We start from the raw sequence: 25,239 nt of genomic DNA, 5'->3' as shown, positions 1-25,239 counted from the left end.
GGTTCAGCGCGTCGCCTTGGACAGCAAGTGCCTGGCGAGCATCAGCGGCGGCATACGCAGCCAGTGCGACCGGACATAGAAGGCCAGCCGCAAAGCCTTGCGCGACTCCCTGCCCCAACCATCACGCGCGAGCAGCCGGCGCAGATAGAGTGAATCGGTCGCGTGCTGCCCGCTCGCAACGGGCACGGGCGAGCCGTAGATGCGCTCCGCCAGGCGCATCGCACGCGCGAATTCACGCGCAACGCCGTGATGCGCGGCACGACGCGGCAGCGCCTCCCAGACCTCGGAATCGTCGCGGCATTCGCGAAGCAGTCGGTCGATATCCCACAGATTCCTGAGTCCCCCCGCGAGATCGCCATCCGCAAACAGGTGGATCACCGCATGGCAGATCATGTCCTCGGGACAAAGCACGTGCAGCCCGTTTTCAAGCGCCCGGCTGTCGGTGATCAGCGCCTCCGCATCGGGCGTGATCCGCGCGGTCAATGGCAGGATCGTGTGGTGCACGTCGATCATGCGGTCGCGCTCGCGGTGGATGAGCGGCGGGAGCTCATGCATCCAGCGGCGGTAATAGGCGTCGTCATAGGCGTCGGGCTTGACCCACTCCCAGCCCGCCGCGAGCAGCGCGGATTCAATCTCGTCGAGCCGCGCGCGCGGCACGAGAATGTCGAGATCGCCGATCGCGCGCCCCGTGCCCGCGTCGAGGCCGGCGGCGGCAAAGGCGGTGCCCTTGAGCAATATGACTGGGCAATCGAGCGGGGCGAGCGCGCGGCGCGCGGCTTCGGCCTCCCACAAGGCCGATCGGCGCCAATGCTCGGCGGAGAGCCGTGCATCCGCCAATATCCGCGCCGCTGCCTCGGGCATGGGCAGACCGTCCAGCCGGTGCGCGAGCGTGCCGATCAGCTGCTCGGCGCGCGCGACCGCGATCAGCGCGGTCCAGCCCTGCGCGTCGAGCGCGCCGACCGACGCCGGATCGCGCAACGCGCGGACGAGCGGCATGGCATCGCTCATCGCGCGAGCTCCGCCCAGAGCATCTCGACCAGCCCCATCGCCGCGGCACTGTCGGGATAATCGATCGCGCGCGCGGGCAGGCGCTGCACCAGCCCGGACAGTGCCGCAAAACCGCGCTCGCCCATCGCGACATAGTTGGTCGACGCCTGGGTCAGCCGGACGAACACCTCGCTCCCCCCCATCGGCCGATCGGCCAGATCGAAGCCATAGCGCGGGAACAGGATCAGCGCGGGGCGCGCGGGCACGCCCATTTCGGCAACCGCCCGCGCATTGGGCCGCAAATGGCGAATGGCACCCTTGGGCGTGCCAGCGAGCAGCGGCCCGAAGCGCTCGGCGGCGGCCTCAGCCTGCATCTGCGCGATCGCGCCATTCTTGAGGCTGATGAGCCGGGGAAAGGCATGGATCAGGCCCGTTTCGGGATCGAGCAGCGCGAACTCGTCGCCCATCAGGCGCCAGCCGCGCTCGCCCAGCAGCGCCGCGAGCGTCGACTTGCCCGCCCCCGAATGCCCCGTCATCAAAAGCGCGCGGCCGTCGCGCTCGACCGCCGAGGCGTGGAGCAGCAGATAGCGCCGCTGGCCCAGCGCCATCTGCAGGTTCATCCCCATCTCCGCGGCGAGCAATCCGTGCGCCAGCGACAGCGGCGCTGCGTCGGGCAGCGTATAGTCGCCGCGGATCGCGATCGCGGGACGCAGCCAGCGCCGCCAGGGTCGCTCGGGCTCCAGCCGCACCGTGAAATCGGCGATGCCACTTTCGGACGCGGGATAACCGGCATAAAGCGCCGCGAGCGCATCGACCGGCTGCTTCCATGCCGAACCGATGCGGAAGCCGACGGGCCCGATGCGGACGTCGAAACGATGCCTCATGCGCGTGCGACGAGGCCGGCAGCCTCGAGTTCCTGCATCCGCGCGTCTACGACCGGCGCCGCCTGGGCGACATCGATGTCGTGATGCGATGCGAGGCGTCGGACGATTTCCACCACATCCGCCGGCCCCTGCCCGAGCACGGCAAGGATCTGCGGCACGGGTTCGGCGACGATGTGCGTGATGCCCGACGGGCAGTGATAGATCAGGTCAAGCGCGTCGAGCGTCAGGTGGCGCCGGTGGCGGGCCGGGTCGGCGCGATAGACGGGGCCTGGCATGGCAAGGGCATCAACCCCGCGGATTCTGGAGCGAGGCGTAGCAGGTGAAGCCGCTCATGCCGTGCTGGAGGCGCCGGATATAGTTGGTATAGGCTTGGCTCTGCTCCATCGTCGTGCCGGGCAGCGAGCGCCCGTGGAGCGCGGCCTTGACATCCTCGCCCCGAAAGGGCCGCGGGCTTGGCGGAAACGCGCCGGGGGTGTCGCGCGGCACGAGGCTGCCATCGGCGCCGATATAGTGGCCCGCACGGCCAGCCTCGGGCACCGGAATTTCGCAATTGAGCACCGAGCCGGTCGCCTGCGCGAGCGCGGGACGGATCGAGACCACCGCCGATGCGGTCACCGCGCCCAGCATCAGCGCCTGGCGTCGCGTGGCGATGCCCGACGTGCCGCCGGTTTTCTTGTCGATCCTGCTCATATGACGCCCTTTTTACCCGAACGCGCTTACATATTCGTAAACCCTTCGCGGGGCGACGCGATTAACCATCAATGCAGCGCCCGCGATGCCAGACCTGCAATTCTGTCATGCAATGGTCAGTAAATCGGTTATGAGGCGCCGCATGAAGGCCATTGATTCCGCGTGGACCGTTGCCGCAGTCGTCATCGTCGGCATCGCCGCGCTGGTCGGCATCGCTTTGGGCGCGACGCTCGAGGCGGTGCTCATATTCCTGCTCGGCGGGATCGGCGCGGTGCTGCTCGCGATCTATCCGCTGTCCGATGTCCGCGAGAACCCTCCCGCCGTGGTCGGCAGCGACGCGGATTCGGCGCGGACCATGGCGGCGGTGCTCGAGGCGCTGACCGATCCCGTGCTGCTGGTGCGCGACGGGCGCGTCGTCAACGCCAACGACTCGGCGATCGCGTTGCTGGGCCGGCATATCGTCGGCGAGGATATCCGCACCGCGATCCGGCACCCTGCCGCCGCCGAGCATCTGGCGCGCAACTTTCGCGGCAGTTCCGATGGCGGGATCGAACTGGTCGGCCTCGGCGCGCGCGAGCAGCGCTGGCTGATGCACGTCGCCGAACTGGGCGACGGGCGCCGCCTCGTCCATCTCGTCGATCGCAGCGTTGCGCATGCGGCCGAGCGGATGCGCGTCGATTTCGTCGCCAATGCCAGCCACGAGCTGCGTACGCCGCTCGCCGCGATCCTGGGTTTCATCGAAACGCTGGGCGATCCCGAGGCCGGCGGCGACGAAGGGACGCGCGACCGCTTCCTCGGCGTGATGATGAAGGAGGCGCGGCGCATGCAGACGCTCGTCGACGACCTCATTTCGCTGTCGCGCATCGAGGCGGACAAGCACCGCGCGCCCGACGACGCGGTCGATCTCGCCACGCTGATCGGCGACGTCAATCGCGTGGTCAAGGACGGCCCCGACGGCCGCGACCGCGATCTGCTGATCACCATCGACGCGGGTGTCCCGCCCGTGGCGGGCGATCGCGCCCAATTGTCGCAGCTTGTCCACAATATCGTCGGCAACGCGATCAAATATGGCCGCGCGGGCACGCCGATCCGCATCGCGATGTCGCGTAATGGCGATTCGATGGTGCGCCTGTCGGTCGAGGATGAGGGCGAGGGAATCGCCGCCGAGCACCTGCCGCGACTCACCGAGCGCTTCTACCGCGTCGATTCGGGGCGCAGCCGCGCCATGGGCGGCACCGGCCTGGGGCTCTCGATCGTCAAGCACATCGTCGAACGGCATCGCGGAAAGCTTGATATTGCAAGCATTCAGGGCAAGGGCACGACCGTAACCGTCAATCTTCCCGTCGCCCCGGGCATGCTGTCATCAAACTGACACACAACTGCAACAAAAGCCCAATCACGCACTGCTAGGGGCGGCGCCAAGCCGCGAGACCCATGCGGCAGGGGAGATCCTTATGTTGAAGAATTTTGCTTTCATCGCCGTTTCGGCGCTCGCGCTTGCTGCATGCGGCGACCAGGCCGGCACGGGCGCTTCGGGCGCGCGCGACCAGATCAAGGTCGTGGGTTCGTCGACGGTCTATCCGTTCACGACCGCAGTGGCCGAACAGTTCGTGACCAAGAACCCGAGCTTCAAGGCGGCCGTGGTCGAATCGACCGGCACCGGCGCAGGCATGAAGCTGTTCTGCGCGGGCGTCGGCGCCAACCATCCCGATATCGAGAACGCCTCGCGCCGCATGAAGAAGTCGGAATTCGACGATTGCCAGAAGAATGGCGTCAAGGACATCGTTGAGATCCAGGTGGGCATTGACGGCCTCGCGCTGATCGAGGCCAAGAACGGCCCCAAGATGGCGCTGACCACCGAGGACATCTACAAGGCGCTCGCGGCCAATCCCTATGGCAAGCCCAATACCGCCAAGACGTGGAAGGACGTGAACCCGGCGCTGCCCGCGATCGCGATCCAGGTTTATGGCCCGCCCTCGACCTCGGGCACGCGCGACTCGCTCGCCGAGCTGATCCTCGAAAAGGGTTGCAACGCGAACCCCGAGATGAAGGCGCTCAAGGACAAGGACGCCGACAAGCACAAGGACATCTGCACCAAGGTCCGCGAGGACGGCGCCTATATCGACTCGGGCGAGAACGATAACCTGATCGTCCAGAAGCTGGCCGCCAACCCCAACGCGATCGGCGTGCTCGGCTACAGCTTCCTTGAGGAAAACCTGAACGCCGTGCAGGGCGTGAAGATCAACAATATCGCGCCGACCTATGCGACGATCGCCGACTTCTCCTATCCCGGCGCGCGTGCGCTCTACATCTATGTGAAGGGCGGACATCTGAACGCCATTCCGGGGCTCAAGGAGTTCATCAGCGAATATGCTTCGGCCTGGAATCCGGATGGCTATCTCGCCAAGCGCGGGCTGATCGCGTCGCCCGATGCGGTACGCGCCGCCAACGCCGAGGTCGCAAGCAAGCTGACCTTCATGAACGGCGCTGACCTGCACTAAGACCCTAATGCGGCCGGGCGAGGAGGTTTTGCCTCTCGCCCGGCCGCTTGTTTGACGGCGACACGAACGAAAGGCGCAAGACCACCAGTGTCCACACTCGCACTCCTGTTTCTCGTGCTGGGACTGGGGCTCATCGCCTGGGTGACGGCGCGCATGCGTGCGTCGCGCTTTGCGGGCACGGGAGCTGGTCGACCGCATTCGCTGCCCGCCTATCATGGCTGGTATGTTGGGCTTTGGACCGCACTGCCCGCCTTGCTGTTTCTGGCCGTCTGGGCTTCGGTGTCGCCGGGGCTCATCACCCAGTCTGTACTCGCGACGCCCGCCGCCGCGGACCTGCCCGCCTTTGGCATGGAACGCGCCGCGGTCCTGTCCGAAGCGCGCGCGCTCGCGACGGGGGCTGTCCAGGCCGCCTTCAATCCGCAGTCCAACGCGCTCGCGCCCGCCTATTCCGCGGCGATCACCAAATACGGCATCATCGGCAGCGTGCTCGCGATGATCCTCGCCTTTGCGGGCGGGGCCTATGCCTTTACGCGGATCAAGCCCGATTTCCGCGCGCGAACCCGTGTCGAGCGGCTGGTGATGGGCACGCTGCTGCTCGCCTCGCTCGTCGCGATCCTCACAACGATCGGCATCGTCGCTTCGCTGCTCTTCGAATCGGTGCGCTTCTTCTCAATGGTTTCGCCGATCGAATTCCTGTTCGGCACCAAATGGAGCCCGCCCGCATCCAACCTGCCCGCGTCGTCGGGGTCGTTCGGCGCGATCCCGCTCTTCTGGGGCACGATCTTCATCGGCGCGATCATCGCGATGCTCGTCGCCATCCCGCTGGGGCTGATGAGCGCGATCTACCTGACGCAATATGCCAAGCCGCGCACACGCAGCTGGATGAAGCCGATCCTCGAGATCCTGGCGGGCGTGCCAACCGTGGTCTATGGCTATTTCGCCGCGCTCACCATCGCGCCCGCGCTCCGCGATTTCGCGGTCATGATCGGGATCAGCGGCGCCTCGTCCGAATCCGCGCTCGCCGCGGGCGCGGTGATGGGGGTGATGATCATCCCCTTCGTTTCCTCGATGGCCGACGATTCGATCGCCGCGGTGCCGCAGTCGATGCGCGACGGCTCGCTCGCGATGGGCGCGACCCCGTCGGAGACGATCCGCAAGGTGCTGCTCCCGGCAGCGCTGCCCGGCGTGGTCGGCGGCGTGCTGCTCGCGGTCAGCCGCGCGATCGGCGAAACCATGATCGTGGTGATGGCGGCAGGCCTTGCTGCCAACATGACCGCCAACCCTTTCGCCTCGGTGACCACCGTCACCACCCAGATCGTCCAGCTGCTGACGGGCGACCAAGAGTTCGACAGCGCCAAGACGCTTGCCGCCTTTGCGCTCGGCCTCGTCCTGTTCATCGTCACGCTGCTGCTCAACATCGTCGCACTGCGCGTCGTCAAGAAGTACCGGGAAGCATATGAGTAAGGCCATGGTCGCAGAGGCTCCCTTCCCCGCCGCCCGGGCGGCTCGCAAGCCGACTGACTGGAAGACCGACGCGATGCAACGCCGCATCGCGAAGCGCTATGCCGCCGAACGCCGTTTCCGGCTGATGGGACTGGGCGCGGTGCTGATCTCGGTCGCGTTCCTCGCCTTCCTGCTGATCACGATGCTCGGCAACGGCGTGCGCGGTTTCACCCAGACCGAAATCCGCCTGCCCGTGGACTTTCCGCGCGCGGCGATGATCCTCGATCCCGCCACGCTCAAGGGCCCGAGCGCCGATGCGGTGCTCGCCGGCGCCAATATCGAAGGCGCGACCTCCGCTGCTGCGGTGGCGGCCTTCGGTCCCGATGGCGCGCGCTACATTTCCGACAGCGCCTGGCTCAAGGTCCGCGATGCGATCAAGGACGATCCGTCGGTGCTGTCGCGCAGGGTCGACATCGCGGTGCCCGCGGCAACCACGATCGACCTGGCCGCCAAGGGCAAGGGCGAACCCGAGGCAGAGGCGATCTATCGGAAGCTCGACGGCGAGGGTCGCGTCAGCACGGGTTTCAACATAAGCTTCTTCAGCGCGGCGGATTCGACCGATCCCACGCGCGTCGGCATCTGGGGGGCGCTCAAGGGCTCGCTGCTGACGATGCTGGTGACGCTGCTGCTCGCTTTCCCCGTGGGCGTGCTCGCCGCGGTCTATCTGGAGGAATATGCGACGCGCAACCGCTGGACCGACCTGATCGAGGTGTCGATCAACAATCTCGCCGCGGTGCCCTCGATCATCTTCGGCCTTCTGGGCCTCGCGGTGTTCCTCAACTTCGCGCACCTGCCGCGCTCGGCCGCTCTGGTCGGCGGCATGACGCTGGCGCTGATGACCATGCCCGTCATCGTCATCGCGGGGCGCAACGCGATCAAGTCGGTGCCGCCCTCGATCCGCGACGCCGCGCTCGGCATCGGTGCAAGCCCCGTGCAGGTCGTGTTCCACCATGTGCTCCCGCTCGCACTGCCCGGTATCCTGACGGGCACGATCATCGGCATGGCGCGCGCGCTGGGCGAGACCGCGCCATTGCTGATGATCGGGATGCGCGCCTTCATCGCGACGCCGCCCGGGGGCATCACCGATCCGGCGACCGTCCTGCCAGTCCAGATCTTCCTCTGGTCGGACGAGGTGAGCCGCGGCTTCGTCGAAAAAACCTCGTCCGCGATCATCGTGCTGCTCGTCTTCCTGCTCACGATGAACGGGCTTGCAATCTATCTCCGCAACAAGTTCGAACAGCGCTGGTAATGGAACAAATGACCGAAAAATCGAAAATGACGGCGCGGGGCGTCAGCGTCTTCTACGGCGACAAGCGCGCGATCGACAATGTCTCGATCGACGTGGACATGGAGAATGTAACCGCGTTCATCGGCCCGTCGGGCTGCGGAAAATCCACCTTTCTGCGTACCTTGAACCGCATGAACGACACCATCCCGATTGCGCGCGTCGAGGGCGATATCGAGCTCGACGGCGAGAATATCTACGCGTCCTCGATGGATGTTGTGCAGTTGCGGGCGCGCGTCGGCATGGTGTTCCAGAAGCCCAACCCCTTCCCCAAGTCGATCTACGAGAATGTCGCCTATGGCCCGCGCATTCACGGGCTGGCCTCCAACAAGGCGGACATGGACGCGATCGTTGAGCAGGCGCTGCGCAAGGCAGGCCTGTGGGACGAGGTGAAGGACCGGCTGTCGGACAGCGGCACCGCGCTTTCGGGCGGCCAGCAGCAGCGCCTGTGCATCGCGCGCGCGATCGCGGTCGATCCCGAGGTGATCCTGATGGACGAGCCGTGCTCGGCGCTCGACCCGATCGCCACCGCCAAGATCGAGGAACTGATCCACGAGCTGCGCGGCCGCTATGCGATCGTGATCGTGACGCACAACATGCAGCAGGCCGCGCGCGTCTCGCAGCGGACCGCCTTTTTCCACCTCGGCAACCTGGTGGAGTATGGCGAGACGTCCGAGATCTTCACCAATCCGCGTCAGGAGCGGACCAAGGACTACATCACGGGCCGGTACGGCTGAGGAAAGACAAGAACATGGGAACTGGCACCGAACATACCGTCAAGGCCTTCGACGAGGATATCGGCGAGCTGCGCGGGCTCATCTCCGAGATGGGCGGCCGCGCCGAGAGCGCGATCATCAGCGCGATGGATGCGCTGATCAAACGCGACAACGTCGCGGCCAAGCAGATCGTCGCCGATGACCGCAAGATCGACGAGCTCGAGGCCGCGATCGAGAAGGCCGCTGTCCGCATCATCGCGCTGCGCGCGCCGATGGCCGACGACCTGCGCGAGGTGGTGGCCGCGATCAAGATCGCGGGCGTGATCGAGCGGATCGGCGACTATGCCAAGAACGTCGCCAAGCGCGTTCCGCTGATCGAGACCAAGCGCAAGATCGAACCGCTGTCGCTGATGCCCGCAATGGCACGCACCGCGACCGAGATGGTGCATGACGTGCTCGATGCCTTTGCCGCGCGCGACGCGAAAAAGGCGGTCGCGGTGGTCGAAAAGGACCAGGTGGTCGACGATTTCTACAACAGCATCTTCCGGACGCTCGTCACCTTCATGATGGAAAATCCCCAGACCATCGGCGAGGCCGCGCACCTGCTCTTCATTGCCAAGAACCTCGAACGCGTTGGCGATCATGCCACCAATGTAGCGGAGATGGTCTATTATGCTGCCACAGGCGAATATCTTGCCGACCGCGAACGCGGCGAAGATCCTACCGCACCGCAGGGAAACTAAGACCTTGGCGCGCGCAGACATGCTGCTGGTCGAGGATGACGCGGCGCTTGCCGAACTCCTCATCTACAATTTCCAGCGCGAGGATTTTTCGGTCCGTCATACGCCCGATGGCGAGGAAGCACTGCTGCTCGCGCAGGAATCGACGCCCGACATCGTGCTGCTCGACTGGATGGTCGAAAGCCTTTCGGGGATCGAGGTCTGCCGCCGCCTGCGCCGCGCCCCCGAAACCGCGAACGTGCCGATCATCATGCTCACCGCGCGCGGTGAAGAGGAGGATCGCGTCCGCGGGCTCGAGACGGGCGCCGACGATTATGTCACCAAGCCCTTCTCGCCGCGCGAGCTCGTCGCGCGCGTGGGCGCGGTGCTGCGCCGCGTCCGTCCCGCGCTGGCGGGCGAGACGCTGTCCTATTCGGATATCGAGATGGACACCGTCGGCCACAAGGTGAAGCGCGGCGGCGACGTCGTGCCATTGGGTCCGACCGAATTCCGCCTTCTCAAGCACTTCCTCGAGCATCCCGGCTGGGTCTTCTCGCGCGAACGGCTGCTCGACAGCGTCTGGGGTCGTGACAGCGAGATCGAGCCGCGGACGGTGGATGTCCATATCCGCCGGCTGCGCAAGGCGATCAACCAGGGCGGCCGTGCCGATATCATTCGCACCGTCCGCTCGGCGGGCTATGCGCTGGATACCGACGCCGCAGCCTGATCTGGCCCTGTTTTGAGGCGGCTGAGCGCAGTCGTCGGGGCGAATCGGGCCGAAAATGGATCACTTTCGTTGTTTCATCGTTCTGAATCTGCATCTCCGCGTTCCCCCAATGGGTCGCGGAGACGACGCGGCTGACTGAGGCCGCCAAGTGGAGGTTGCGATGAAAAAGCTCATGTTCGCGGCGGCACTCCTGATGGGCAGCGCCGCCTTCGCCCAGGAAACGCCGCCAGCCCAGCAAATGCCGCCCCCGGCACCTGAAGCCACACCACCGGCACCAGAACAAACACCGCCCCCGGCACCGGAAGGCGCACCGCCCCCGACACCGGAAGGCGCCCCGCCCTCGGCACCGGAAGCCGCGCCGCCACCGGCCGATCCTGCTACCGCAGCGCCGCCAGCCGGAGAGACAAAGCAGGTGGCCCCTTCGCAGACGGTGGAGCAGAAATATCCGCCGCCCGCGCCCAAGACCGAGTATCCGTGGTGCTCAAAGACCGTCACGGACAGCTGCAAACAGCGCCGCAGTCCGAAATAGTGCGGTTTCCATAACGGTCGACCTTTCCTCTGAAACATCGACGCGCGACGCGCGGCGATCGTTTCAGGGGCCGCGGTTTGCATGCCTTTGTCCTCTTGTCTTTTGCGGGATCGGTCGATAGCTGACGTTCACGTAAACGACAGGAGACCACCCACAATGACCATCAGTTTCAAGGACCGCGTCGCCATCGTCACCGGCGCAGGCGGAGGACTGGGCCGCGCCTATGCGCTCGAACTCGCGAAGCGCGGTGCGAAGGTGGTGGTCAACGATCTTGGCGGATCGCGCGACGGCACGGGTCATTCGGACGCGGCATTGAAGGTGGTCGAGGAGATCGAGGCCGCGGGCGGTATCGCCATGTCCAATGGCGGCAGCGTCACCGAATATGAGCAGATGGTCGAGATGGTCGCCAGGGCCAAGGAAGCCTGGGGCGGAGTCCATGTCCTGATCAACAATGCGGGCGTGCTGCGCGACAAGAGCTTCGCCAAGATGGAGCCCGGCGACTTCGACTTCGTCGTCAAGGTCCACCTGCTCGGCTCGGCCAACTGCAGCAAGGCGGTGTGGGACACGATGCGCGACCAGAATTACGGCCGCATCCTGATGACCGCATCGTCGACGGGGCTCTACGGCAATTTCGGCCAGGCCAATTATGGTGCGGCCAAGCTCGGCCTCGCGGGGCTGACCAAGACGCTCTATCTCGAGGGTGCCAAGTACAACATCAGGGTCAACACGCTCGCCCCCGTCGCGGGCACGCGGATGACCGAGGATATCTTTCCCGAAGCCGCCTTCGCCGCCTTCGCGCCCGAGAATGTCGCGCCCGCCGCGCTCTATCTCGTCTCCGAGGACGCGCCGAGCAACGCGATCGTCGGCGCGGGCGCGGGCGTGTTCCAGGCCGCCTATGTCACGATGACGCAGGGCGCCTGGCTGCCCGAAGACCAGCGCACCCCCGAAGGCGTCGCCGCTGCCTGGGCGCAGATCACCGACCGCACGGGCGAGACCGTTCCGCAGTCGGGCGCCGAGCAGTCGATGCTGATCATGAGCAAGCTGCAAGGCCAATAAGCCAGGCCCGTTCAGATTCAGATGTGTATTGCTGTATTAATACACCAATGCTATGATGCTTCACGGAGGAGGATCATGGCCAATGTACAGCGAATCCGATCTTGAGGCCGCGGTGGCGGCGGGCGTGCTGTCGCCCGCCGCGGCCGACGCCTTTCGCAATCATATCGCCGCAAGCCGCGCGACCGCGCTGGTCGACGAGGAGAGCTTTCGCCTGCTCACAGGCTTCAACGACATCTTCGTCGCGATCGCGATCGCGCTGCTGCTGACCGCGCTCGCGTGGATCGGGGGCGATACGTCGCGGGCGCTCGGTGGTGCGCTCGTCGCGGGGGCAAGCTGGCTGCTCGCCGAATATTTCACAAGGAAGCGGCGCATGGCGCTGCCGAGCATCCTGCTGCTGCTCACCTTTGCGGGCGGCGTCGCTGGAACGATGATCGGGACGATGGTCGATATCGCGCCTGATTTGTCGGATCGCACCAACGCGCTGATCCTCGCGGGGATCGGCGTCGTGACCGCGATCGCGACCTGGGCACACTGGCGCCGTTTCCATGTGCCGATCACGGTCGCCGCGGGTGCGGTATCGCTCGTCGGCGTACTCGTGGCGACGGCGCTCGCGATCAATACAGACCTCAACGATCAGGTGCCGTGGTTCGTGCTCGCGGGCGGCATCGCGCTGTTCGCGACCGCGATGTGGTGGGACATGTCGGACCGCACGCGCCAGACGCGCCGCGCCGACGTCGCCTTCTGGCTCCACCTCGCGGCGGCACCAATGATCGCGCACCCGATCTTCCATCAGCTGGGCGTGCTCGACGGCGTGGTCGGCACCGCGCAGGCCGCGATCGTCATCGCGCTCTACATCTTCTTCGCCTGCGTCTCGCTCGCGGTCGACCGCCGCGCGCTGCTCGTCTCGTCGCTCGCCTATGTGCTCTATGCGATGAGCGCGCTGTTCGAACGCTTCGGCGCGGTCAGCCTGGGTGTTGCGTTCACCGCGCTTATCATTGGTTCGGCACTGCTCATGCTCTCCGCCTTCTGGCACCCCGTCCGCCGCATGGTGGTGGGGACGCTGCCCGGCGACTGGCGTGACAAGCTGCCCGTTTCGGACCGTCCGGCCCCTCTCGCCCGACCCGCCTGAGACCCTGACCGGACACACACTGGCCGCGCGTCCCCTCCCAGAGGCGCGCGGCTTTTTTTGTGTTCGCCCGAGAGCCCGATCGAGGCGAAGCCGGCCTCGGCACGCCGGATGGGCTGATGGTCGATGCGCGGGTGGCTCGCTATGCGACGCAGGCGGCCGCGCGCGCGAGCAGGAAAGCTCGCTCGGGTGCGTTGCGGGTGAGGGCTGCCGCGGCTTCGAACTCGACCCTGGCTTCGGAAAGACGGCCGGCGCGAAACAGGAAATCTCCCCTCGCCGCCGGCAGCGGCGCATAGTTGCGCAGCACCGCGGCTTCGGCGATCTCATCGACAAGCCTGAGGCCGGCGTCGGGGCCGAAGGCCATGCTATAGGCCACGGCCCGGTTGAGATCGACCACCGGCGAGGGCATCACCTGGCGCAGACGATCGTAAAGCGCTGCGATCCGGGGCCAATCGGTCTCTTCTGCCCGCCGGGCGCGGGCGTGGCAGGCGGCGAGCGCGGCCTGCAGGGCATAGGGGCCGTCCGCGCCGCCCAGCGCCTCGACACGCGCCAGGGCGGCGAGCCCGCGACGGATGAGCAGCTGGTCCCAGCGCGCGCGGTTCTGCTCGGTCAAGGGCACGAAGACGCCATCCGGCCCGGTGCGCGCGGGGAGGCGCGAGGCCTGGATTTCCATCAGCGCGAGCAGCCCCAGAACCTCCGGTTCGTCCGGCATCAGCCCTGCAAGTATGCGGCCGAGCCGTTGCGCCTCGGCACACAGGGCTGGACGGATCAGGTCCTCACCGGCGGTGGCCGCATAGCCCTCGTTGAAGATGAGATAGATGACCTCCAGCACCGAGGCGAGGCGTTCGGCGCGTTCCGCACCACGCGGCACCTCGAAGACAAGGTTGGCATTGCCGATCGTCTTCTTGGCCCGGACGATGCGCTGGGCAATGGTCGGCTCGCCGGTAAGGAAGGCCCGGGCAATCTCGTCGGTCGTCAGCCCGCCGATCAGGCGCAGGGTGAGCGCCGCGCGCGCGTCCGCGGAAATGACCGGGTGGCAAGCGGTGAAGATCAGTCCGAGCAGCTCGTCACCGACATCATCGTCCATGGCTGCCTCGATCTCCTCGACGGTGGAGTCGCGCTCATCGTCCAGTTCCCGCGCGATCTCGGCGTGCTTGCGCGCGCGCATCTTGTCGCGGCGGATGCCGTCGATGGCGCGGCGCTTCGCCGCCGCCATCAGCCAGGCGCCGGGATTGTTCGGGACGCCGGTCTTCGGCCATTCGGCGAGGGCGGTGAGCAGCGCGTCCTGCGCGAGTTCCTCGGCCCGATCGACGCTGCGCACCATTCGCACCAGCCCCGCGATGAGCCTGGCGCGCTCGATCCGGAAAACCGCCTCGATCGCCTGGTGGGTGTCGCTCGCCGCCATGCCTGTCTTGTCGGAGAATGTCCCGGACAAGACAAGCGGGGGCGCCAAAGGTTGGCCTTAGCGTTGCTCGAGCCGCTCGCGCAGCTTTTCTTCGCGCTCGATGATTTCGGGCGTTACCGAGTCACCGAAATCAGACAGTTGAACGACCGGGCGGATCTCGATCTCGCTGGGGCCGGGCATGGGATTGGGACAACGCTTCACCCACTCGATCGCCTCGGCCATGTCCTTGACTTCCCACAGCCAGAAGCCGGCGACCAGCTCGCGCGTCTCCGCGAACGGGCCATCGATCACGGTGCGGCCGGGACCGTCGAACGCCACGCGCTTGCCCTCCGAGGACGCTTTCAGTCCCTCGCCGCCGAGCATGACGCCCGCATTGACCAATTCCTCGTTGAACCTCGTCATCGCGTCGGCGAGCTCGGTTGAGGGCATGGCGCCTGCTTCGCTGTCTTCGGTCGCCTTGACTATAACCATGACACGCATTGGTTTTCTCCTCTGCCTCATCGAGACTATGAGCGGTCTCGTGCTCCAACGACGAACAGGCTCAGATGGAATCGACATGCCAGCGAAAAATTTTTTGAAAGGCTGTCTCGACGAGCGGGGCGAGGAATCCCGGGGCCCCTCACCTTGGTAGCGGCGACAATCGGGGCCTTGGTCTGGCGTCCGACCTTTCGAAGCCAGCGTTTGCAGTTCACCCTTTCGCGGCTTCAGCCAAGGGTTCAATCAATCCGCCACCAGCTTGATGAGCTTGCGTTCGACGGGTGCCAGCACCGAGCCCAGATCGTGCCCGCGCCGGAGCGTAGCCCCCGATTCGTTGACCAACGCCCACATGCCCTGGCGCTGGCGCAGCGCGGGGCGTTTCTCGATGCGGTATTCGGGGCGTTCGGCAGCGCGGCGAAAGGCCGAAAAAATGGCCGCATCGCGGCCCAGATCGATCGCATAGTCGCGCCAGTGGCCGGCGGCCACCATGCGCCCGTAAAGATCGAGGATGCGCATCAGTTCCCCGCGTTCGAACCCTGTCTGTGCGCCGCTGCGCAGCGCGATCGGAAAGGGGGTGACGATCCCGCTCATGCGCGGTCGCGCTGCTTCCTGTCTTCGGCCGTGGCGTCACGCTCGGCCATCAGTTCGGCGATGCGCTTCTGCATCGTCTCGATCTCGCATTTCATGATCTCGAGCTTCTGCGTCGCGGGATCGAACACGTCCTTGCACGGCGTGCCATAGGGGACGAAGCCCTTCTGGTACTCGCTAACATCGACCAGCGTGGCCTTGGCCGGAATGCCTACCATCACTGCGCCCTCGGGCACGTCCTTCGTGACCACGGCGTTGGCGCCGACGCGGGCGCGGACGCCGACGGTGATCGGGCCGAGCACCTGCGCGCCCGAGCCGAGAATCACGCCGTCCTCGAGCGTGGGGTGGCGCTTGCCCGCGATACCGTTGGCGGGATTGGTGCCGCCCAGCGTGACGCACTGATAGATCGTGACATTGTCGCCGATCTCGGCGGTCTCACCGATCACGGTGAAGCCATGGTCGATGAATAGGTTGCGCCCGATCTTCGCGCCCGGATGGATGTCGATCGCGGTCAGGAAGCGCGCGGTGTGATTGACGAAGCGCGCGAGGAAGAACAGGTTCGCCTCGAACAGCCAGTGCGCGAGACGGTGCATGCCGACGGCGAGCACGCCCGGATAGAGCAGGATTTCCCATCTGGACCGCGGCGCCGGATCGCGCGCCTTGATCGAATCGAGATAGGATATGAGCGTTGCCAGCATCCGGCCGACCTTTCCTTAGCGAGGAGATCAATCTAATGGTCGTAACGCGCAATTTCCAGCCAAACGTCCTAGCCGGTTTTCCTGTCTGCTGATAGCTATTCTCGACCCAGCTGATAGGGAAACTGTCTTGTGCCGGGAACCATGCTAGGGCAGCACCGCCGCAACCAAAGGGAAGCGACGAGAACGGAATGATCGAGCTTATCAGCGAAAACTGGACCGCCGTCCTCCCGTTCATTGCGATCGGCTTCGCAGCCCAGATGATCGATGGTGCGCTCGGCATGGCCTTCGGCGTCATTTCGAACACGCTGCTAGTGAGCGTGATGGGCATCGCACCGGCACGTGCGTCGGCGGGCGTGCACCTGGTCGAGACCTTCACAACCGCGGCATCGGGGATCAGCCATGTGCTGCACAAGAATGTCGACTGGAAACTTTTCGCCAGGCTTGTGATCCCGGGCATGATCGGCGGCGTTCTCGGCGCCTATGTGCTGACCAACATCCATGCCGATGTCGCGCGGCCCTATGTGATGGGCTATCTGACGTGCATCGGCCTTTACCTGCTGTGGCGCGCATGGGACCTGCCACGTGAGCACAAGCAGCCCAAGGTCATCGCACCGCTGGGACTGGTCGGCGGCTTCCTCGATGCGGCAGGCGGCGGCGGCTGGGGGCCTGTCGTGACCTCCAACCTGCTGATTCAAGGCTCGGCGCCGCGCACGACGATCGGGACGGTCAACACCGCCGAGTTCTTCCTGACGACGGTCGTATCGATCGCCTTCATCCTGCAGCTGGGCTTTGCGGCGTTCACCACGGTCACGATCGGCCTGCTGATCGGCGGCCTGCTCGCCGCCCCCTTCGGCGCCTATCTCGCCAAGCGGATCGAGGCGCGGACATTGATGACGATGGTCGGCGTCGTGCTGACGATAACCAGCCTCTACAGCATCTATCGCGCGCTCAGCTGAGCGCTGGAAATATCGAACGGATCGCTTATATCGCCCCTATTGATCGATAAGGGTGATTAATGTCGACCTATCTGCCGACGTTGAAGCAGCTGCAATATCTCGTGGCGTTGCGCGAATACGGCCATTTCGGCCGTGCCGCCGAGGCATGCTTCGTCACCCAGTCGACACTTTCGGCGGGGCTTCGCGAGCTCGAATCGCTGATCGGCATCACGCTGGTCGAGCGCACGCGCCGCGTCGTCCGCTTCACCCCGCTTGGCGAAAAGATCACCGACAAGGCCGTGCGCGTGCTGCGCGAGGCCGAGGAGCTCTCCGGCATGGCGCGCGCGGCGGGCAAACCGCTGTCGGGCGAACTGCGCATGGGCGTGATCCCGACGATCGCCCCTTTCCTGCTACCGCGGATCCTGCCGAGAATCCGGCGCGACTGGCCCGAGCTCAAGCTCTATCTGCGCGAGGAGACGAGCCGGTCGGCATGCGAATCGCTGCATCACGGCCAGGTTGATTGCGTGCTGCTGGCGCTGCCCTATGCCTGTGGCGACGTCGAGGCGGCGCCGCTGTTCGAGGATCGGCTGTTCGTCGCCTTTCCGCACGACGAAAAGCCCGACCTGCCCGAACTGGTGAGCGCCGACGCGATCGACGAGAGCCGCCTGCTGCTGCTCGAGGACGGGCACTGCCTGAAGGACCATGTGCTGGCGGCGTGCAACCGGCCCGAGCTGCGCGCCGAGGCGGCCATGCTTGGCACCTCGCTGCACACGCTCGTCCAGATGGTCGACAACGGGCTGGGCGTCACGCTGCTCCCCGAAATGGCGCTCGACGCGGGAATATTGGAGGGTACCGCGATTGAGGCGCGGCCGCTCGAAGCCGACTACCCGTCGCGCCGGATCGCGCTTGTCTGGCGCAAGGGCAGTCCGCGCGAACGCGACTTCCAGCTGCTTGCGGACGTGCTCCGCGACGTCAACGGCTGATCAGGACCGCCAGCGATCGCGCGCCACGTCATCGGCGGTGCGCGCCTCAACCCACGCGCTCCGTCCATCCGCAAAATCCTCCTTCTTCCAGAAGGGCGCCTCGGTCTTGAGCCAGTCGATCAGGAAATGGCACGCATCGAGCGCGGCAGCGCGGTGCGCGGCGGCGGTGCCAACGAACACGATGCGATCTCCCGGCCTGAGCGTGCCGACGCGGTGGACGATGACGATGCCGAGCAGCGGCCAGCGCGCCTCGGCTTGCGCCGCGATCGCGGCGAGCGCGCGTTCGGTCATCGCGGGATAATGATCGAGCGTCATTGAGGAGAGCCCGCCCCCGCCGCGCACCAGCCCCGTGAAGCTGGCGACTGCACCGCCGCCGAGCGCCTCGAGCTCGGCCAGCAATGCCGCGCTCTCGAAATCCGCTTCGCCGACGCCGAGGTGCCTCATCCGCCCGTGACCGGCGGAAACAGCGCGATCTCGCGCGCGCCCGCGATCGGCGCGTCGAGCGGAACGAAGGCCTGATCGACCGCGGCACGCAACCGCGCAGGTTCGGCAAAGGCGCGCGCATAGCCCCCGCCGCGCGCCGCCAGCCAGGCAACCAGGTCAGCGACGGTGGCGACGCTGTCGGGAAGCGCGACGCGCTCCGAATCCTGACCGATCGCCTCGCGCACCCAGGCGAAATAGAGAAGCTCGACCGACATGCTCAGTCCATGTGCTTGAGGCCGACGCGCAGATAGTCCCAGCCGGTGACCAGCGTCAGGATCGCGGCGCCCCAAAGCGTCAGCAGCCCGACCGACATCACCCATGGCCATTGCGGCACCGCGCCCGCGAAGATCAGCGCGCCCAGCGAGATGAGCTGGAAGGTCGTCTTCCACTTGGCAAGCTGGCTGACGGGGACCGAGACGCTCAATCCCGCGAGGAATTCGCGCAGACCCGAGACCATGATCTCGCGCAGCAGGATGATGAGCGCCGCGATCATGTGATAGCCGCGAATATCGTCGATGAAGATCAGCATCACGACGACCGAGGCGACCATGATCTTGTCGGCGATCGGATCGAGGAAGATCCCGAGCCGCGAGACCGTGCCCTTGGCGCGCGCAAGATAACCGTCAAAATAATCGGTTATTCCCATCAGGCAGTAGAGCGCGAAGGCGAGCATATAGTCGAAGGGCTTCGGGTGAGGCCATAGCAGGAAGACCAGCAGGGGGACGGTGAAGATGCGCGAAAGCGTCAATATGTTGGGCAGCGTCAGCATGGTCGCCCCACCCATAGCGCGACGGAAGCGCGCTGTGGAGAGTTTGATTGGACTTGGGCAGGCGCTCAGCTATGAAGCCCGCAACCTAGTCAGTCGGAGCGAATCCGCGCCTTTATGAAAACCTCGCTCCGGCTTCTTGCACGGCGCCGTTTCCTGCCGCTTTTCGTCACGCAGCTCCTCGGCGCCTTCAACGACAATCTGTTCAAGCAGGCGATGGTCCTGTTCGTCGTTTATGGCGTCTATAACGACGCAGCATCCGAAACCGCGTTCAGCGGACTGGCGACGGGCGTCTTCATCCTGCCCTTCTTCCTGCTTTCCGCGATGTCGGGCCAGCTCGCGGATTCGCTCGACAAGGCGCGGATCATCCGCATCGTCAAATTCTGCGAGATCCTGATCATGATCGTCGGCGGCGCGGGGTTGCTGCTCGCCTGGCAGGGCATGGCGGTGAAGCTGCTCGCGATCCCGCTGCTGCTGCTCGCGCTGTTCGCGATGGGTGTGCATTCAACCTTTTTCGGCCCGATCAAATACGCGATCCTGCCGCAGCATCTCGAAAGGGACGAGGTGCTGGGCGGCACCGGTCTGGTCGAGGCAGGCACCTATATCGCGATCCTTGCGGGCACGATCCTCGCAGGCGTGATTCCCGTCGAATTCGCCGCGATCGGCGTCGTGCTGACCGCGGTGATCGGCTATTTCGCAGGACGGCAGGTGCCACCCGCCCCGCCGGTGCATGAGGACCACAGGATCGACTGGCACATCGTCCGCTCGTCAATCACACTGGTGAAGGGCACGATGCACATCCGCCGGCTCTATCTCGCGATTCTTTCGATCAGCTTCTTCTGGACGATCGGCGCGGTGCTGTTCATCCAGTTCCCCCCGCTCGCCAAGAATGTGCTGACCGCGGACAAGGCGGTCGCCTCGCTGTTCCTTGCGGTTTTCTCGGTCGGCATCGCGATCGGTTCGGTCGCGATCAACCGGCTGCTGAAGGGAAGCGTTTCGGCGCGGTTCGCGCCGGCGTCGGTGCTGGTGATGGCGGGATTCGTCGTCGCCTTCTTCTTCGTCAGCAGCCAGTGGCGCGGCGCGGAAGGCGGGCACCTCTACGGTATCGGCGAATTCCTCAACCACGATCTCGTGATCCCGCTGCTCGCCAGCCTGCTCGGCATCGCGGTTGCTGGAGGCATGTTTGTCGTGCCGCTCTATGCCTTTCTCACCACTACCGTCGACAAGGGTCAGGCGGCGCGCACCGTGGCGGCGAACAACATCGTGAATTCGGGCGCGATGGTGATCGGTTCACTGATCGCGCTGGGGATGAGCGCGGCGGGCGTATCGATCCTGCACCAGCTGCTGCTGAGTGCGGCGATGTGCCTCGTCTCGGCCTGGCTGGCGCAGAAGCTACACCTCGCCTGCGACTGAATTCAGGCGATCAGGCCGTAGAAGACGCAGAAACCCGACACGAAGGTCATCAGGAACAGGCGCGCGTCGTCGCCGAGAATCGGTCGCGCGGGGGACGAAGCGGGCGGCATGGCGGCGCCGCTCAAGGGCATGGCGTGTTGCATCACGCGACGTTAACGCTTTGTTGACCAAATTGTGCACGGCTAAAAAGGGTTAACCATGGCTGTGCCGATGTGGGACGGTTGGATGCGCGGCGCGGGCGTGTATGAGGGAAGCGATGCCAGCAGCATTCGACATGGCCGGAGTCATCCGGCGCAAGCGCGACGGCGAGGCGCTGCCGCCCGACGATATACGCCATTTTGCGGCGGGGCTTGCCGATGGCACCATCCCGTCCGAACAGGCGGCGGCGCTCGCCATGGCGATCTTTCTCAACGGCATGGATGTCGACGAAACGGCGACGCTGACCGACGCCTTTGTTCGTTCGGGCGAGGTGATCGACTGGAGCCAGGCGGGGTTCGACGGCCCGGTGCTCGACAAGCATTCGACGGGAGGCGTCGGCGACAAGGTCAGCCTGATGCTGGCGCCGATCGTCGCGGCGTGCGGTGGCCATGTGCCGATGATCTCGGGCCGCGGGCTGGGTCATACCGGCGGCACGCTCGACAAGATGGCGAGCATTCCTGGTTATGATACCTTCCCCGGCCTCGATCGGTTCCGCGACGTCGTGCAACTGCACGGTTGCGCGATCATCGGCCAGACCGGCGAACTCGCACCCGCCGACCGGCGGATGTATGCGATCCGCGACATCACCGCGACGATCGAGTCCTTCCCGCTGATCACCGCGTCGATCCTCTCCAAGAAGGTCGCGGCGGGGGTGAAGGGCCTCGTCATGGACATCAAGACGGGATCGGGCGCCTTCATGGCCAAAACCGAACGCGCGCATGCGCTCGCACGCAGCCTGATCGGGTCGGCGAGCGCGCTCGGCGTCACCTGCCATGCGCTGATCACCGACATGAACCAGGTGCTCGGCACCAGCGCGGGCAACGCGCTCGAGGTGAAAGAGGCGGTCGACTATCTGACGGGAGCGATGCGCGACCCGCGGCTGCATGCGGTGACGATCGCACTCGCAACCGAGATGCTCGTCATCGGTGGGCTTGCACAGGATCATGCCGACGCTGAGGCGCGTGCAGAGGCGGTACTCGCCAGCGGGAAGGCCGCCGAGATATTCGGGCGGATGGTGGCGGCGCTTGGCGGACCGGCCGATCTGATCGAACGACCCGACAGGCATTTGCCACGTGCCCCCGTCTCGCGACCCATCTTCGCCGCGACGTCCGGTTATCTGACCAAAGTCGATGTCCGCGCGATCGGCGAGGCGATCATCAATCTGGGCGGGGGTCGTCGCACCGCCGACGACGCGATCGATCCGCGAACCGGCTTCAGCGATGTGGCGCCGATCGGTGCGGAAATCGGTCCCGACCGGCCGCTCGCGATCGTCCATGCTGCCGACGAGGCAGCCGCAAAACGGGGACTGGCGGAATTCGCGCGCGCGTGTATCGTCGCGCCCGAAAAGCCAGCTGACGGGGCGGTGATCCACGCGATCGAACTTCCGCGCGGTTGAAGGGGGTTACAGCTTTAAATGAACAGGTACCTTATCGGCGTTGCCGGAATCGTCATCATTCTGGCAATCGCCGTCGCGCTGTCGTCCAACCGCCGCTGGATCAGGCTGCGCGTCGTCGGCGCCGCGTTTGCGCTGCAGGCGGGCATGGCAGCGCTCGTGCTCGGCACGCCCTGGGGACAGAATGTGATCGGCGCGATGTCGCGCGGCGTTTCCAACCTGCTCGGCTATGCCAAGGCGGGCACCGACTTCATCTTCGGCCCGATCGCGAGCGATGCGATCGGCGGCCACAGCTTCGCGATCGCCGCGCTGCCCGTGATTATCTTCTTCGCCTCGCTGATCTCGATCCTCTATTATCTCGGCATCATGCAGCTCATCATCAAATGGGTGGGCGGCGCGATCCAGCTCGTGACGGGCATCACCAAGGTTGAATCCCTGGGCGCGGCGGCGAACATCTTCGTCGGCCAGTCCGAAAGCCCGCTCGTCATCCGCCCCTATCTGGCGAGCCTGACACCGTCGCAGCTCTTCACGATCATGACCGTTGGCATGGCGGGCGTCGCGGGGACGATCCTCGGCGCCTATGCGAGCATGATCGGCGAGCAGTTGCTGCCCTATCTGCTAGCCGCCAGCTTCATGTCCGCGCCCGGCGGCATCCTGATGGCCAAGATCATCATGCCCGACGACCCGACGATCGGCGAGTTCGAGCCGATCGCGATCGCCGAGGCGAGCCATGACGAGGAAAAGCCCGCCAACATCATCATGGCGGCGGCGCAGGGCGCACAGACCGGCGTCAAGCTCGCGGTCGCGGTGGGTGCGATGGTGCTCGCGTTCGTCGCATTGGTCGCGCTTGCCAACGGCATGCTGTCGGGCATCGGCGGCTGGTTCGGCCATCCCGACCTGTCGTTCCAGATGATCCTTGGCTGGCTGTTCCAGCCGATCATGTTCATGCTCAACGTGCCCTGGCACGAGGCGGATGTGGCGGGCGGACTGTTCGGGACCAAGATGGTACTCAATGAGTTTGTCGCCTTTATCGAGCTGGGCAAGGTGCAGGGCGCGCTGTCGCCCGTCACGATCGCGATCGTCACCTTTGCGCTGTGCGGCTTCGCCAATTTCAGCTCGATCGCGATCCAGATGGCTGTGACGGGCAACCTTGCGCCCAACCAGCGCCCGATGATCGCGAAAATGGGCATCAAGGCGCTGATCGCTGGATCGCTCGCCAACCTGATGAGCGCCGCGCTGGCCGGGCTGATGCTCGCCTGAGCTCCCCCTCCCCTTTTCAAACGAATTCGACTAGGGGGGCGGCCATGACCTCCCTTCCCTTCGATCCGGCTCTGCTCGAAGCCATCACCGCTGATCCCGCCGCGATCGACCGGGCCGTCGCGGCGATCGCGCCCGCAGCGGATGCGCGCGCCGACCTGCGCCTGGCCGTTTCGTGCATCGACCTGACCACGCTGCAAGGCGACGATACCGAGGAGCGCGTCCGTGCGCTCTGCGCGCGTGCGCGGGCACCGCTGCCCGGCGACCCGTCGGCCACCACAGCGGCGGTCTGCGTCTATCATGCGATGGTGCCGGCGGCGGTCGAGACACTCGGCGGTAGCGGCATTCCGGTGGCAGCGGTCTCGGCGGGCTTTCCGCATGGCCTGTCGCCGCTCACCACGCGCATCGCCGAGATCGAGGCGTCGGTGGCGGCGGGTGCGCGCGAGATCGATATCGTGATCCGCCGCGGCCATGCACTGACGGGCGACTGGCAGGCGCTTCATGACGAAATCGCCGCCTTCCGCGCGGCGTGCGGTGAGGCGTTTATGAAGGCGATCCTCGCGACGGGCGAACTCGCCGATCCGACGACCATCGCGCGCGCGTCGCATGTCTGCATGGCTGCAGGCGCGGACTTCATCAAGACCTCGACGGGGATGGAAAAGATCAACGCGACGCTGCCAGCAGGCGCGATGATGCTCCGCGCGATCCGCGACTTCCATGCGCAGACGGGGCGCCGCGTGGGCTTCAAGCCCGCGGGCGGGATCGGCACCGCCGATCAGGCGCTGCAATGGATCGCGCTCGTCCGGCAGGAACTGGGCGAGGACTGGCTGACCCCCGCGCTGTTCCGCATCGGCGCATCGCGGCTGCTCGACGACATCGCGGAGCGGCTGGCATGACGCTCCCGATCCGCGTCGCTGCGCTCTATCGCTTCACGCGCTTCGCCGATCCGGCGGCGCTGCGCGAACCGCTGCTTGATGTCTGCGTGTCGGGCGGTGTCAAGGGCACGCTGCTGCTCGCCGCCGAAGGGATCAACGGCACGATCGCGGGTTCGCCCGAGGCGATCGCCCACGTGATCGAGCATATCAAAGCACTGCCCGATTGCGCCGGGCTCGACGTCAAATATTCGGGTGCCGAGGCAATGCCCTTCCACCGCATGAAGGTGCGGCTGAAGCGCGAGATCGTGACGATGGGCCAGCCCGATATCGATCCGCTGCAAGGCGTCGGCCATTATGTCGAACCCGGCGAGTGGAACGCGCTGATTTCCGATCCCGACACGATCGTGATCGATACGCGCAACGACTATGAGGTGGCGATCGGCAGCTTCAGGGACGCGATCGATCCCAAGACCGCGAGCTTCCGCGATTTTCCGCAATGGTTCCGCGAACGGCGCGATGCGCTGATCGGAGAAGGCAGGAATCCGAAGATCGCGATGTTCTGCACGGGCGGAATACGCTGCGAGAAATCGACCGCCTTCCTGAAGGCCGAAGGACTGGACGAGGTCTATCACCTCAAGGGCGGCATCCTGAAATATCTGGAAGAGGTGCCCGCCGCGCAAAGCCTGTGGGAAGGCGAATGCTTCGTCTTCGACCAGCGCGTAGCGGTGGGGCATGGACTTGCGATCGGGACGCATGAGCTGTGCCATGCCTGTCGCCGCCCGGTAAGCGCGGCGGACAAGGATTCGCCGCGTTACATCGAGGGTGTGAGCTGCCCCGCCTGTCATGACGAGCGCGATGATGTGCAGCGCGCGGGCTATGCCGAGAGGGCTCGCCAGGAGCGGCTCGCCGAGGCACGCGGTGGGCGCCATATCGGTGCCGCTTTTGCGCGGGCCAGCGACCGGGGGGACTAATACCAAGATTCACTGATCAGAACCCGTGAGCCCATTCGCGCATGCCGATGGACATGATGCGCCAGGGCTGATCG

General features: G+C 65.7%; 28 protein-coding genes and 1 pseudogene. 17 read left to right on the top strand and 12 right to left on the bottom strand.

From position 1 onward, the window contains the following. Positions 1-3: 3 nt before the first annotated feature. From AC3WJD_RS05660 to AC3WJD_RS05645, 4 genes are read right to left on the bottom strand one after another with little or no spacing between them, the layout of a single operon-like run. Positions 4-1,008, bottom strand: coding sequence for a nucleotidyltransferase domain-containing protein (locus tag AC3WJD_RS05660; protein WP_492745322.1), 1,005 nt, complete (start codon positions 1,006-1,008; stop codon positions 4-6). Further along, positions 1,005-1,871, bottom strand: a complete 867-nt coding sequence (locus tag AC3WJD_RS05655) for an HprK-related kinase A (protein WP_492745321.1) — start codon at positions 1,869-1,871, stop codon at positions 1,005-1,007. Before AC3WJD_RS05655 ends, AC3WJD_RS05660 begins: the two co-directional genes overlap by 4 nt. Next, positions 1,868-2,146: an HPr-rel-A system PqqD family peptide chaperone gene (locus AC3WJD_RS05650; RefSeq protein WP_492745319.1), complete on the bottom strand. Its 279-nt coding sequence runs from the start codon at positions 2,144-2,146 to the stop codon at positions 1,868-1,870. Before AC3WJD_RS05650 ends, AC3WJD_RS05655 begins: the two co-directional genes overlap by 4 nt. 10 nt (positions 2,147-2,156) lie before the next feature. Further along, on the bottom strand, positions 2,157-2,561 hold the full coding sequence (locus AC3WJD_RS05645) for a hypothetical protein (protein ID WP_492745317.1): 405 nt from the start codon (positions 2,559-2,561) through the stop codon (positions 2,157-2,159). Between the two features lie 142 nt (positions 2,562-2,703). On the opposite strand from AC3WJD_RS05645, the gene AC3WJD_RS05640 reads away from it, so the two are divergent. The 10 genes from AC3WJD_RS05640 to AC3WJD_RS05595 all read left to right on the top strand — a co-directional run bounded on the left by AC3WJD_RS05640 (position 2,704) and on the right by AC3WJD_RS05595 (position 12,726). Further along, complete coding sequence (locus tag AC3WJD_RS05640; RefSeq protein WP_492745315.1) at positions 2,704-3,933, top strand: ATP-binding protein; 1,230 nt, start codon at positions 2,704-2,706, stop codon at positions 3,931-3,933. A gap of 82 nt (positions 3,934-4,015) precedes the next feature. Further along, positions 4,016-5,062 (top strand): substrate-binding domain-containing protein, encoded by a 1,047-nt coding sequence (locus AC3WJD_RS05635; protein WP_492745313.1) that lies wholly within the window; start codon positions 4,016-4,018, stop codon positions 5,060-5,062. An 87-nt stretch (positions 5,063-5,149) separates the two neighbouring features. Then, positions 5,150-6,526, top strand: coding sequence for a phosphate ABC transporter permease subunit PstC (gene pstC, locus AC3WJD_RS05630; RefSeq protein WP_492745311.1), 1,377 nt, complete (start codon positions 5,150-5,152; stop codon positions 6,524-6,526). Further along, positions 6,519-7,814, top strand: a complete 1,296-nt coding sequence (pstA, locus tag AC3WJD_RS05625; protein ID WP_492745309.1) for a phosphate ABC transporter permease PstA — start codon at positions 6,519-6,521, stop codon at positions 7,812-7,814. Before pstC ends, pstA begins: the two co-directional genes overlap by 8 nt. A gap of 8 nt (positions 7,815-7,822) precedes the next feature. Further along, a complete protein-coding gene (gene pstB, locus AC3WJD_RS05620; protein ID WP_492745307.1) occupies positions 7,823-8,587 on the top strand; it encodes a phosphate ABC transporter ATP-binding protein PstB in 765 nt (254 codons plus the stop codon). A 14-nt stretch (positions 8,588-8,601) separates the two neighbouring features. Then, positions 8,602-9,309: a phosphate signaling complex protein PhoU gene (gene phoU, locus AC3WJD_RS05615; RefSeq protein WP_492745306.1), complete on the top strand. Its 708-nt coding sequence runs from the start codon at positions 8,602-8,604 to the stop codon at positions 9,307-9,309. A 4-nt stretch (positions 9,310-9,313) separates the two neighbouring features. Beyond that, entirely contained in the window at positions 9,314-10,012 is a 699-nt protein-coding gene (gene phoB / locus AC3WJD_RS05610) for a phosphate regulon transcriptional regulator PhoB (protein WP_492745305.1), read from the top strand. A gap of 160 nt (positions 10,013-10,172) precedes the next feature. Continuing rightward, a complete protein-coding gene (locus AC3WJD_RS05605; protein WP_492745303.1) occupies positions 10,173-10,541 on the top strand; it encodes a Fe-S oxidoreductase in 369 nt (122 codons plus the stop codon). Positions 10,542-10,697: 156 nt separating this feature from the next. Continuing rightward, positions 10,698-11,597 carry an SDR family NAD(P)-dependent oxidoreductase gene (locus AC3WJD_RS05600; RefSeq protein WP_492745301.1) on the top strand — a complete coding sequence of 300 codons (900 nt, stop codon included), beginning with the start codon at positions 10,698-10,700 and terminating at the stop codon, positions 11,595-11,597. 82 nt (positions 11,598-11,679) lie between these two features. Continuing rightward, complete coding sequence (locus AC3WJD_RS05595) at positions 11,680-12,726, top strand: hypothetical protein (RefSeq protein ID WP_492745300.1); 1,047 nt, start codon at positions 11,680-11,682, stop codon at positions 12,724-12,726. A 139-nt stretch (positions 12,727-12,865) separates the two neighbouring features. Here the strand turns inward: AC3WJD_RS05595 and AC3WJD_RS05590 are convergent, their stop codons facing one another. The 4 genes and pseudogenes from AC3WJD_RS05590 to epsC all read right to left on the bottom strand — a co-directional run bounded on the left by AC3WJD_RS05590 (position 12,866) and on the right by epsC (position 15,891). Then, positions 12,866-14,128: an RNA polymerase sigma factor gene (locus tag AC3WJD_RS05590; protein ID WP_492745299.1), complete on the bottom strand. Its 1,263-nt coding sequence runs from the start codon at positions 14,126-14,128 to the stop codon at positions 12,866-12,868. A gap of 129 nt (positions 14,129-14,257) precedes the next feature. Then, positions 14,258-14,608 (bottom strand): annotated as a pseudogene (locus AC3WJD_RS05585) (YciI family protein); the annotation flags it as partial. A 240-nt stretch (positions 14,609-14,848) separates the two neighbouring features. Continuing rightward, positions 14,849-15,196, bottom strand: a complete 348-nt coding sequence (locus AC3WJD_RS05580) for a DUF2794 domain-containing protein (RefSeq protein ID WP_492745297.1) — start codon at positions 15,194-15,196, stop codon at positions 14,849-14,851. Next, positions 15,193-15,891 carry a serine O-acetyltransferase EpsC gene (gene epsC / locus AC3WJD_RS05575; RefSeq protein WP_492745295.1) on the bottom strand — a complete coding sequence of 233 codons (699 nt, stop codon included), beginning with the start codon at positions 15,889-15,891 and terminating at the stop codon, positions 15,193-15,195. Before epsC ends, AC3WJD_RS05580 begins: the two co-directional genes overlap by 4 nt. A 188-nt stretch (positions 15,892-16,079) precedes the next feature. Here epsC and AC3WJD_RS05570 point away from each other — a divergent pair, with 188 nt between their 5' ends. Together AC3WJD_RS05570 and AC3WJD_RS05565 are read left to right on the top strand one after the other, a co-directional pair. Then, positions 16,080-16,847 (top strand): sulfite exporter TauE/SafE family protein, encoded by a 768-nt coding sequence (locus AC3WJD_RS05570; RefSeq protein WP_492745293.1) that lies wholly within the window; start codon positions 16,080-16,082, stop codon positions 16,845-16,847. A 59-nt stretch (positions 16,848-16,906) separates the two neighbouring features. Further along, entirely contained in the window at positions 16,907-17,809 is a 903-nt protein-coding gene (locus AC3WJD_RS05565) for a hydrogen peroxide-inducible genes activator (RefSeq protein ID WP_492745291.1), read from the top strand. Here AC3WJD_RS05565 and AC3WJD_RS05560 read toward each other — a convergent pair whose 3' ends face one another. From AC3WJD_RS05560 to pgsA, 3 genes are read right to left on the bottom strand one after another with little or no spacing between them, the layout of a single operon-like run. Beyond that, complete coding sequence (locus tag AC3WJD_RS05560; RefSeq protein ID WP_492745290.1) at positions 17,810-18,253, bottom strand: molybdenum cofactor biosynthesis protein MoaE; 444 nt, start codon at positions 18,251-18,253, stop codon at positions 17,810-17,812. It abuts the gene before it with no gap. Then, positions 18,250-18,507, bottom strand: a complete 258-nt coding sequence (gene moaD, locus AC3WJD_RS05555; protein WP_492745288.1) for a molybdopterin converting factor subunit 1 — start codon at positions 18,505-18,507, stop codon at positions 18,250-18,252. The genes AC3WJD_RS05560 and moaD overlap by 4 nt, the downstream gene beginning before the upstream one ends. Before the next feature lie 2 nt (positions 18,508-18,509). Further along, positions 18,510-19,061 (bottom strand): CDP-diacylglycerol--glycerol-3-phosphate 3-phosphatidyltransferase, encoded by a 552-nt coding sequence (gene pgsA / locus AC3WJD_RS05550; RefSeq protein ID WP_492745286.1) that lies wholly within the window; start codon positions 19,059-19,061, stop codon positions 18,510-18,512. A 114-nt stretch (positions 19,062-19,175) separates the two neighbouring features. Here pgsA and AC3WJD_RS05545 point away from each other — a divergent pair, with 114 nt between their 5' ends. Beyond that, on the top strand, positions 19,176-20,471 hold the full coding sequence (locus tag AC3WJD_RS05545) for an MFS transporter (protein ID WP_492745284.1): 1,296 nt from the start codon (positions 19,176-19,178) through the stop codon (positions 20,469-20,471). 2 nt (positions 20,472-20,473) lie between these two features. On the opposite strand, the gene AC3WJD_RS05540 is transcribed toward AC3WJD_RS05545, so the two are convergent. Then, complete coding sequence (locus AC3WJD_RS05540) at positions 20,474-20,602, bottom strand: hypothetical protein (protein WP_492745282.1); 129 nt, start codon at positions 20,600-20,602, stop codon at positions 20,474-20,476. A gap of 125 nt (positions 20,603-20,727) precedes the next feature. On the opposite strand from AC3WJD_RS05540, the gene deoA reads away from it, so the two are divergent. From deoA to trhO, 4 genes are read left to right on the top strand one after another with little or no spacing between them, the layout of a single operon-like run. Beyond that, positions 20,728-22,065, top strand: coding sequence for a thymidine phosphorylase (gene deoA / locus AC3WJD_RS05535; protein WP_492745280.1), 1,338 nt, complete (start codon positions 20,728-20,730; stop codon positions 22,063-22,065). A gap of 18 nt (positions 22,066-22,083) precedes the next feature. Beyond that, on the top strand, positions 22,084-23,322 hold the full coding sequence (locus AC3WJD_RS05530) for a NupC/NupG family nucleoside CNT transporter (protein WP_492745279.1): 1,239 nt from the start codon (positions 22,084-22,086) through the stop codon (positions 23,320-23,322). Positions 23,323-23,366: 44 nt separating this feature from the next. Then, a complete protein-coding gene (gene deoC, locus AC3WJD_RS05525; protein WP_492745277.1) occupies positions 23,367-24,215 on the top strand; it encodes a deoxyribose-phosphate aldolase in 849 nt (282 codons plus the stop codon). Beyond that, the gene (trhO, locus tag AC3WJD_RS05520) at positions 24,212-25,165 is read left to right on the top strand and encodes an oxygen-dependent tRNA uridine(34) hydroxylase TrhO (RefSeq protein WP_492745275.1); all 954 of its coding nucleotides are present in this window, start codon (positions 24,212-24,214) and stop codon (positions 25,163-25,165) included. The genes deoC and trhO overlap by 4 nt, the downstream gene beginning before the upstream one ends. Positions 25,166-25,239 lie beyond the last annotated feature (74 nt).

Source organism: Sphingobium sp. FW306-1B-F04DB (genome assembly GCF_058781925.1).
The sequence above is the reverse complement of the archived record's forward strand: the minus strand, read 5'-3'. Positions and strand labels throughout refer to the sequence as shown.

Excerpts from the sequence above, each read along its gene's own strand:
- AC3WJD_RS05660 (WP_492745322.1), bottom strand. The coding sequence starts at position 1,008 with ATGAGCGATGCCATGCCGCTCGTCCGCGCGTTGCGCGATCCGGCGTCG.
- AC3WJD_RS05655 (WP_492745321.1), bottom strand. The coding sequence starts at position 1,871 with ATGAGGCATCGTTTCGACGTCCGCATCGGGCCCGTCGGCTTCCGCATC.
- AC3WJD_RS05650 (WP_492745319.1), bottom strand. The coding sequence starts at position 2,146 with ATGCCAGGCCCCGTCTATCGCGCCGACCCGGCCCGCCACCGGCGCCAC.
- AC3WJD_RS05645 (WP_492745317.1), bottom strand. The coding sequence starts at position 2,561 with ATGAGCAGGATCGACAAGAAAACCGGCGGCACGTCGGGCATCGCCACG.
- AC3WJD_RS05640 (WP_492745315.1), top strand. The coding sequence starts at position 2,704 with ATGAAGGCCATTGATTCCGCGTGGACCGTTGCCGCAGTCGTCATCGTC.
- AC3WJD_RS05635 (WP_492745313.1), top strand. The coding sequence starts at position 4,016 with ATGTTGAAGAATTTTGCTTTCATCGCCGTTTCGGCGCTCGCGCTTGCT.
- pstA (WP_492745309.1), top strand. The coding sequence starts at position 6,519 with ATGAGTAAGGCCATGGTCGCAGAGGCTCCCTTCCCCGCCGCCCGGGCG.
- pstB (WP_492745307.1), top strand. The coding sequence starts at position 7,823 with ATGACCGAAAAATCGAAAATGACGGCGCGGGGCGTCAGCGTCTTCTAC.
- phoU (WP_492745306.1), top strand. The coding sequence starts at position 8,602 with ATGGGAACTGGCACCGAACATACCGTCAAGGCCTTCGACGAGGATATC.
- AC3WJD_RS05605 (WP_492745303.1), top strand. The coding sequence starts at position 10,173 with ATGAAAAAGCTCATGTTCGCGGCGGCACTCCTGATGGGCAGCGCCGCC.
- AC3WJD_RS05600 (WP_492745301.1), top strand. The coding sequence starts at position 10,698 with ATGACCATCAGTTTCAAGGACCGCGTCGCCATCGTCACCGGCGCAGGC.
- AC3WJD_RS05595 (WP_492745300.1), top strand. The coding sequence starts at position 11,680 with ATGTACAGCGAATCCGATCTTGAGGCCGCGGTGGCGGCGGGCGTGCTG.
- AC3WJD_RS05590 (WP_492745299.1), bottom strand. The coding sequence starts at position 14,128 with ATGGCGGCGAGCGACACCCACCAGGCGATCGAGGCGGTTTTCCGGATC.
- AC3WJD_RS05580 (WP_492745297.1), bottom strand. The coding sequence starts at position 15,196 with ATGAGCGGGATCGTCACCCCCTTTCCGATCGCGCTGCGCAGCGGCGCA.
- epsC (WP_492745295.1), bottom strand. The coding sequence starts at position 15,891 with ATGCTGGCAACGCTCATATCCTATCTCGATTCGATCAAGGCGCGCGAT.
- AC3WJD_RS05570 (WP_492745293.1), top strand. The coding sequence starts at position 16,080 with ATGATCGAGCTTATCAGCGAAAACTGGACCGCCGTCCTCCCGTTCATT.
- AC3WJD_RS05565 (WP_492745291.1), top strand. The coding sequence starts at position 16,907 with ATGTCGACCTATCTGCCGACGTTGAAGCAGCTGCAATATCTCGTGGCG.
- AC3WJD_RS05560 (WP_492745290.1), bottom strand. The coding sequence starts at position 18,253 with ATGAGGCACCTCGGCGTCGGCGAAGCGGATTTCGAGAGCGCGGCATTG.
- moaD (WP_492745288.1), bottom strand. The coding sequence starts at position 18,507 with ATGTCGGTCGAGCTTCTCTATTTCGCCTGGGTGCGCGAGGCGATCGGT.
- pgsA (WP_492745286.1), bottom strand. The coding sequence starts at position 19,061 with ATGCTGACGCTGCCCAACATATTGACGCTTTCGCGCATCTTCACCGTC.
- AC3WJD_RS05545 (WP_492745284.1), top strand. The coding sequence starts at position 19,176 with ATGAAAACCTCGCTCCGGCTTCTTGCACGGCGCCGTTTCCTGCCGCTT.
- AC3WJD_RS05540 (WP_492745282.1), bottom strand. The coding sequence starts at position 20,602 with ATGCCCTTGAGCGGCGCCGCCATGCCGCCCGCTTCGTCCCCCGCGCGA.
- deoA (WP_492745280.1), top strand. The coding sequence starts at position 20,728 with ATGCCAGCAGCATTCGACATGGCCGGAGTCATCCGGCGCAAGCGCGAC.
- AC3WJD_RS05530 (WP_492745279.1), top strand. The coding sequence starts at position 22,084 with ATGAACAGGTACCTTATCGGCGTTGCCGGAATCGTCATCATTCTGGCA.
- deoC (WP_492745277.1), top strand. The coding sequence starts at position 23,367 with ATGACCTCCCTTCCCTTCGATCCGGCTCTGCTCGAAGCCATCACCGCT.
- trhO (WP_492745275.1), top strand. The coding sequence starts at position 24,212 with ATGACGCTCCCGATCCGCGTCGCTGCGCTCTATCGCTTCACGCGCTTC.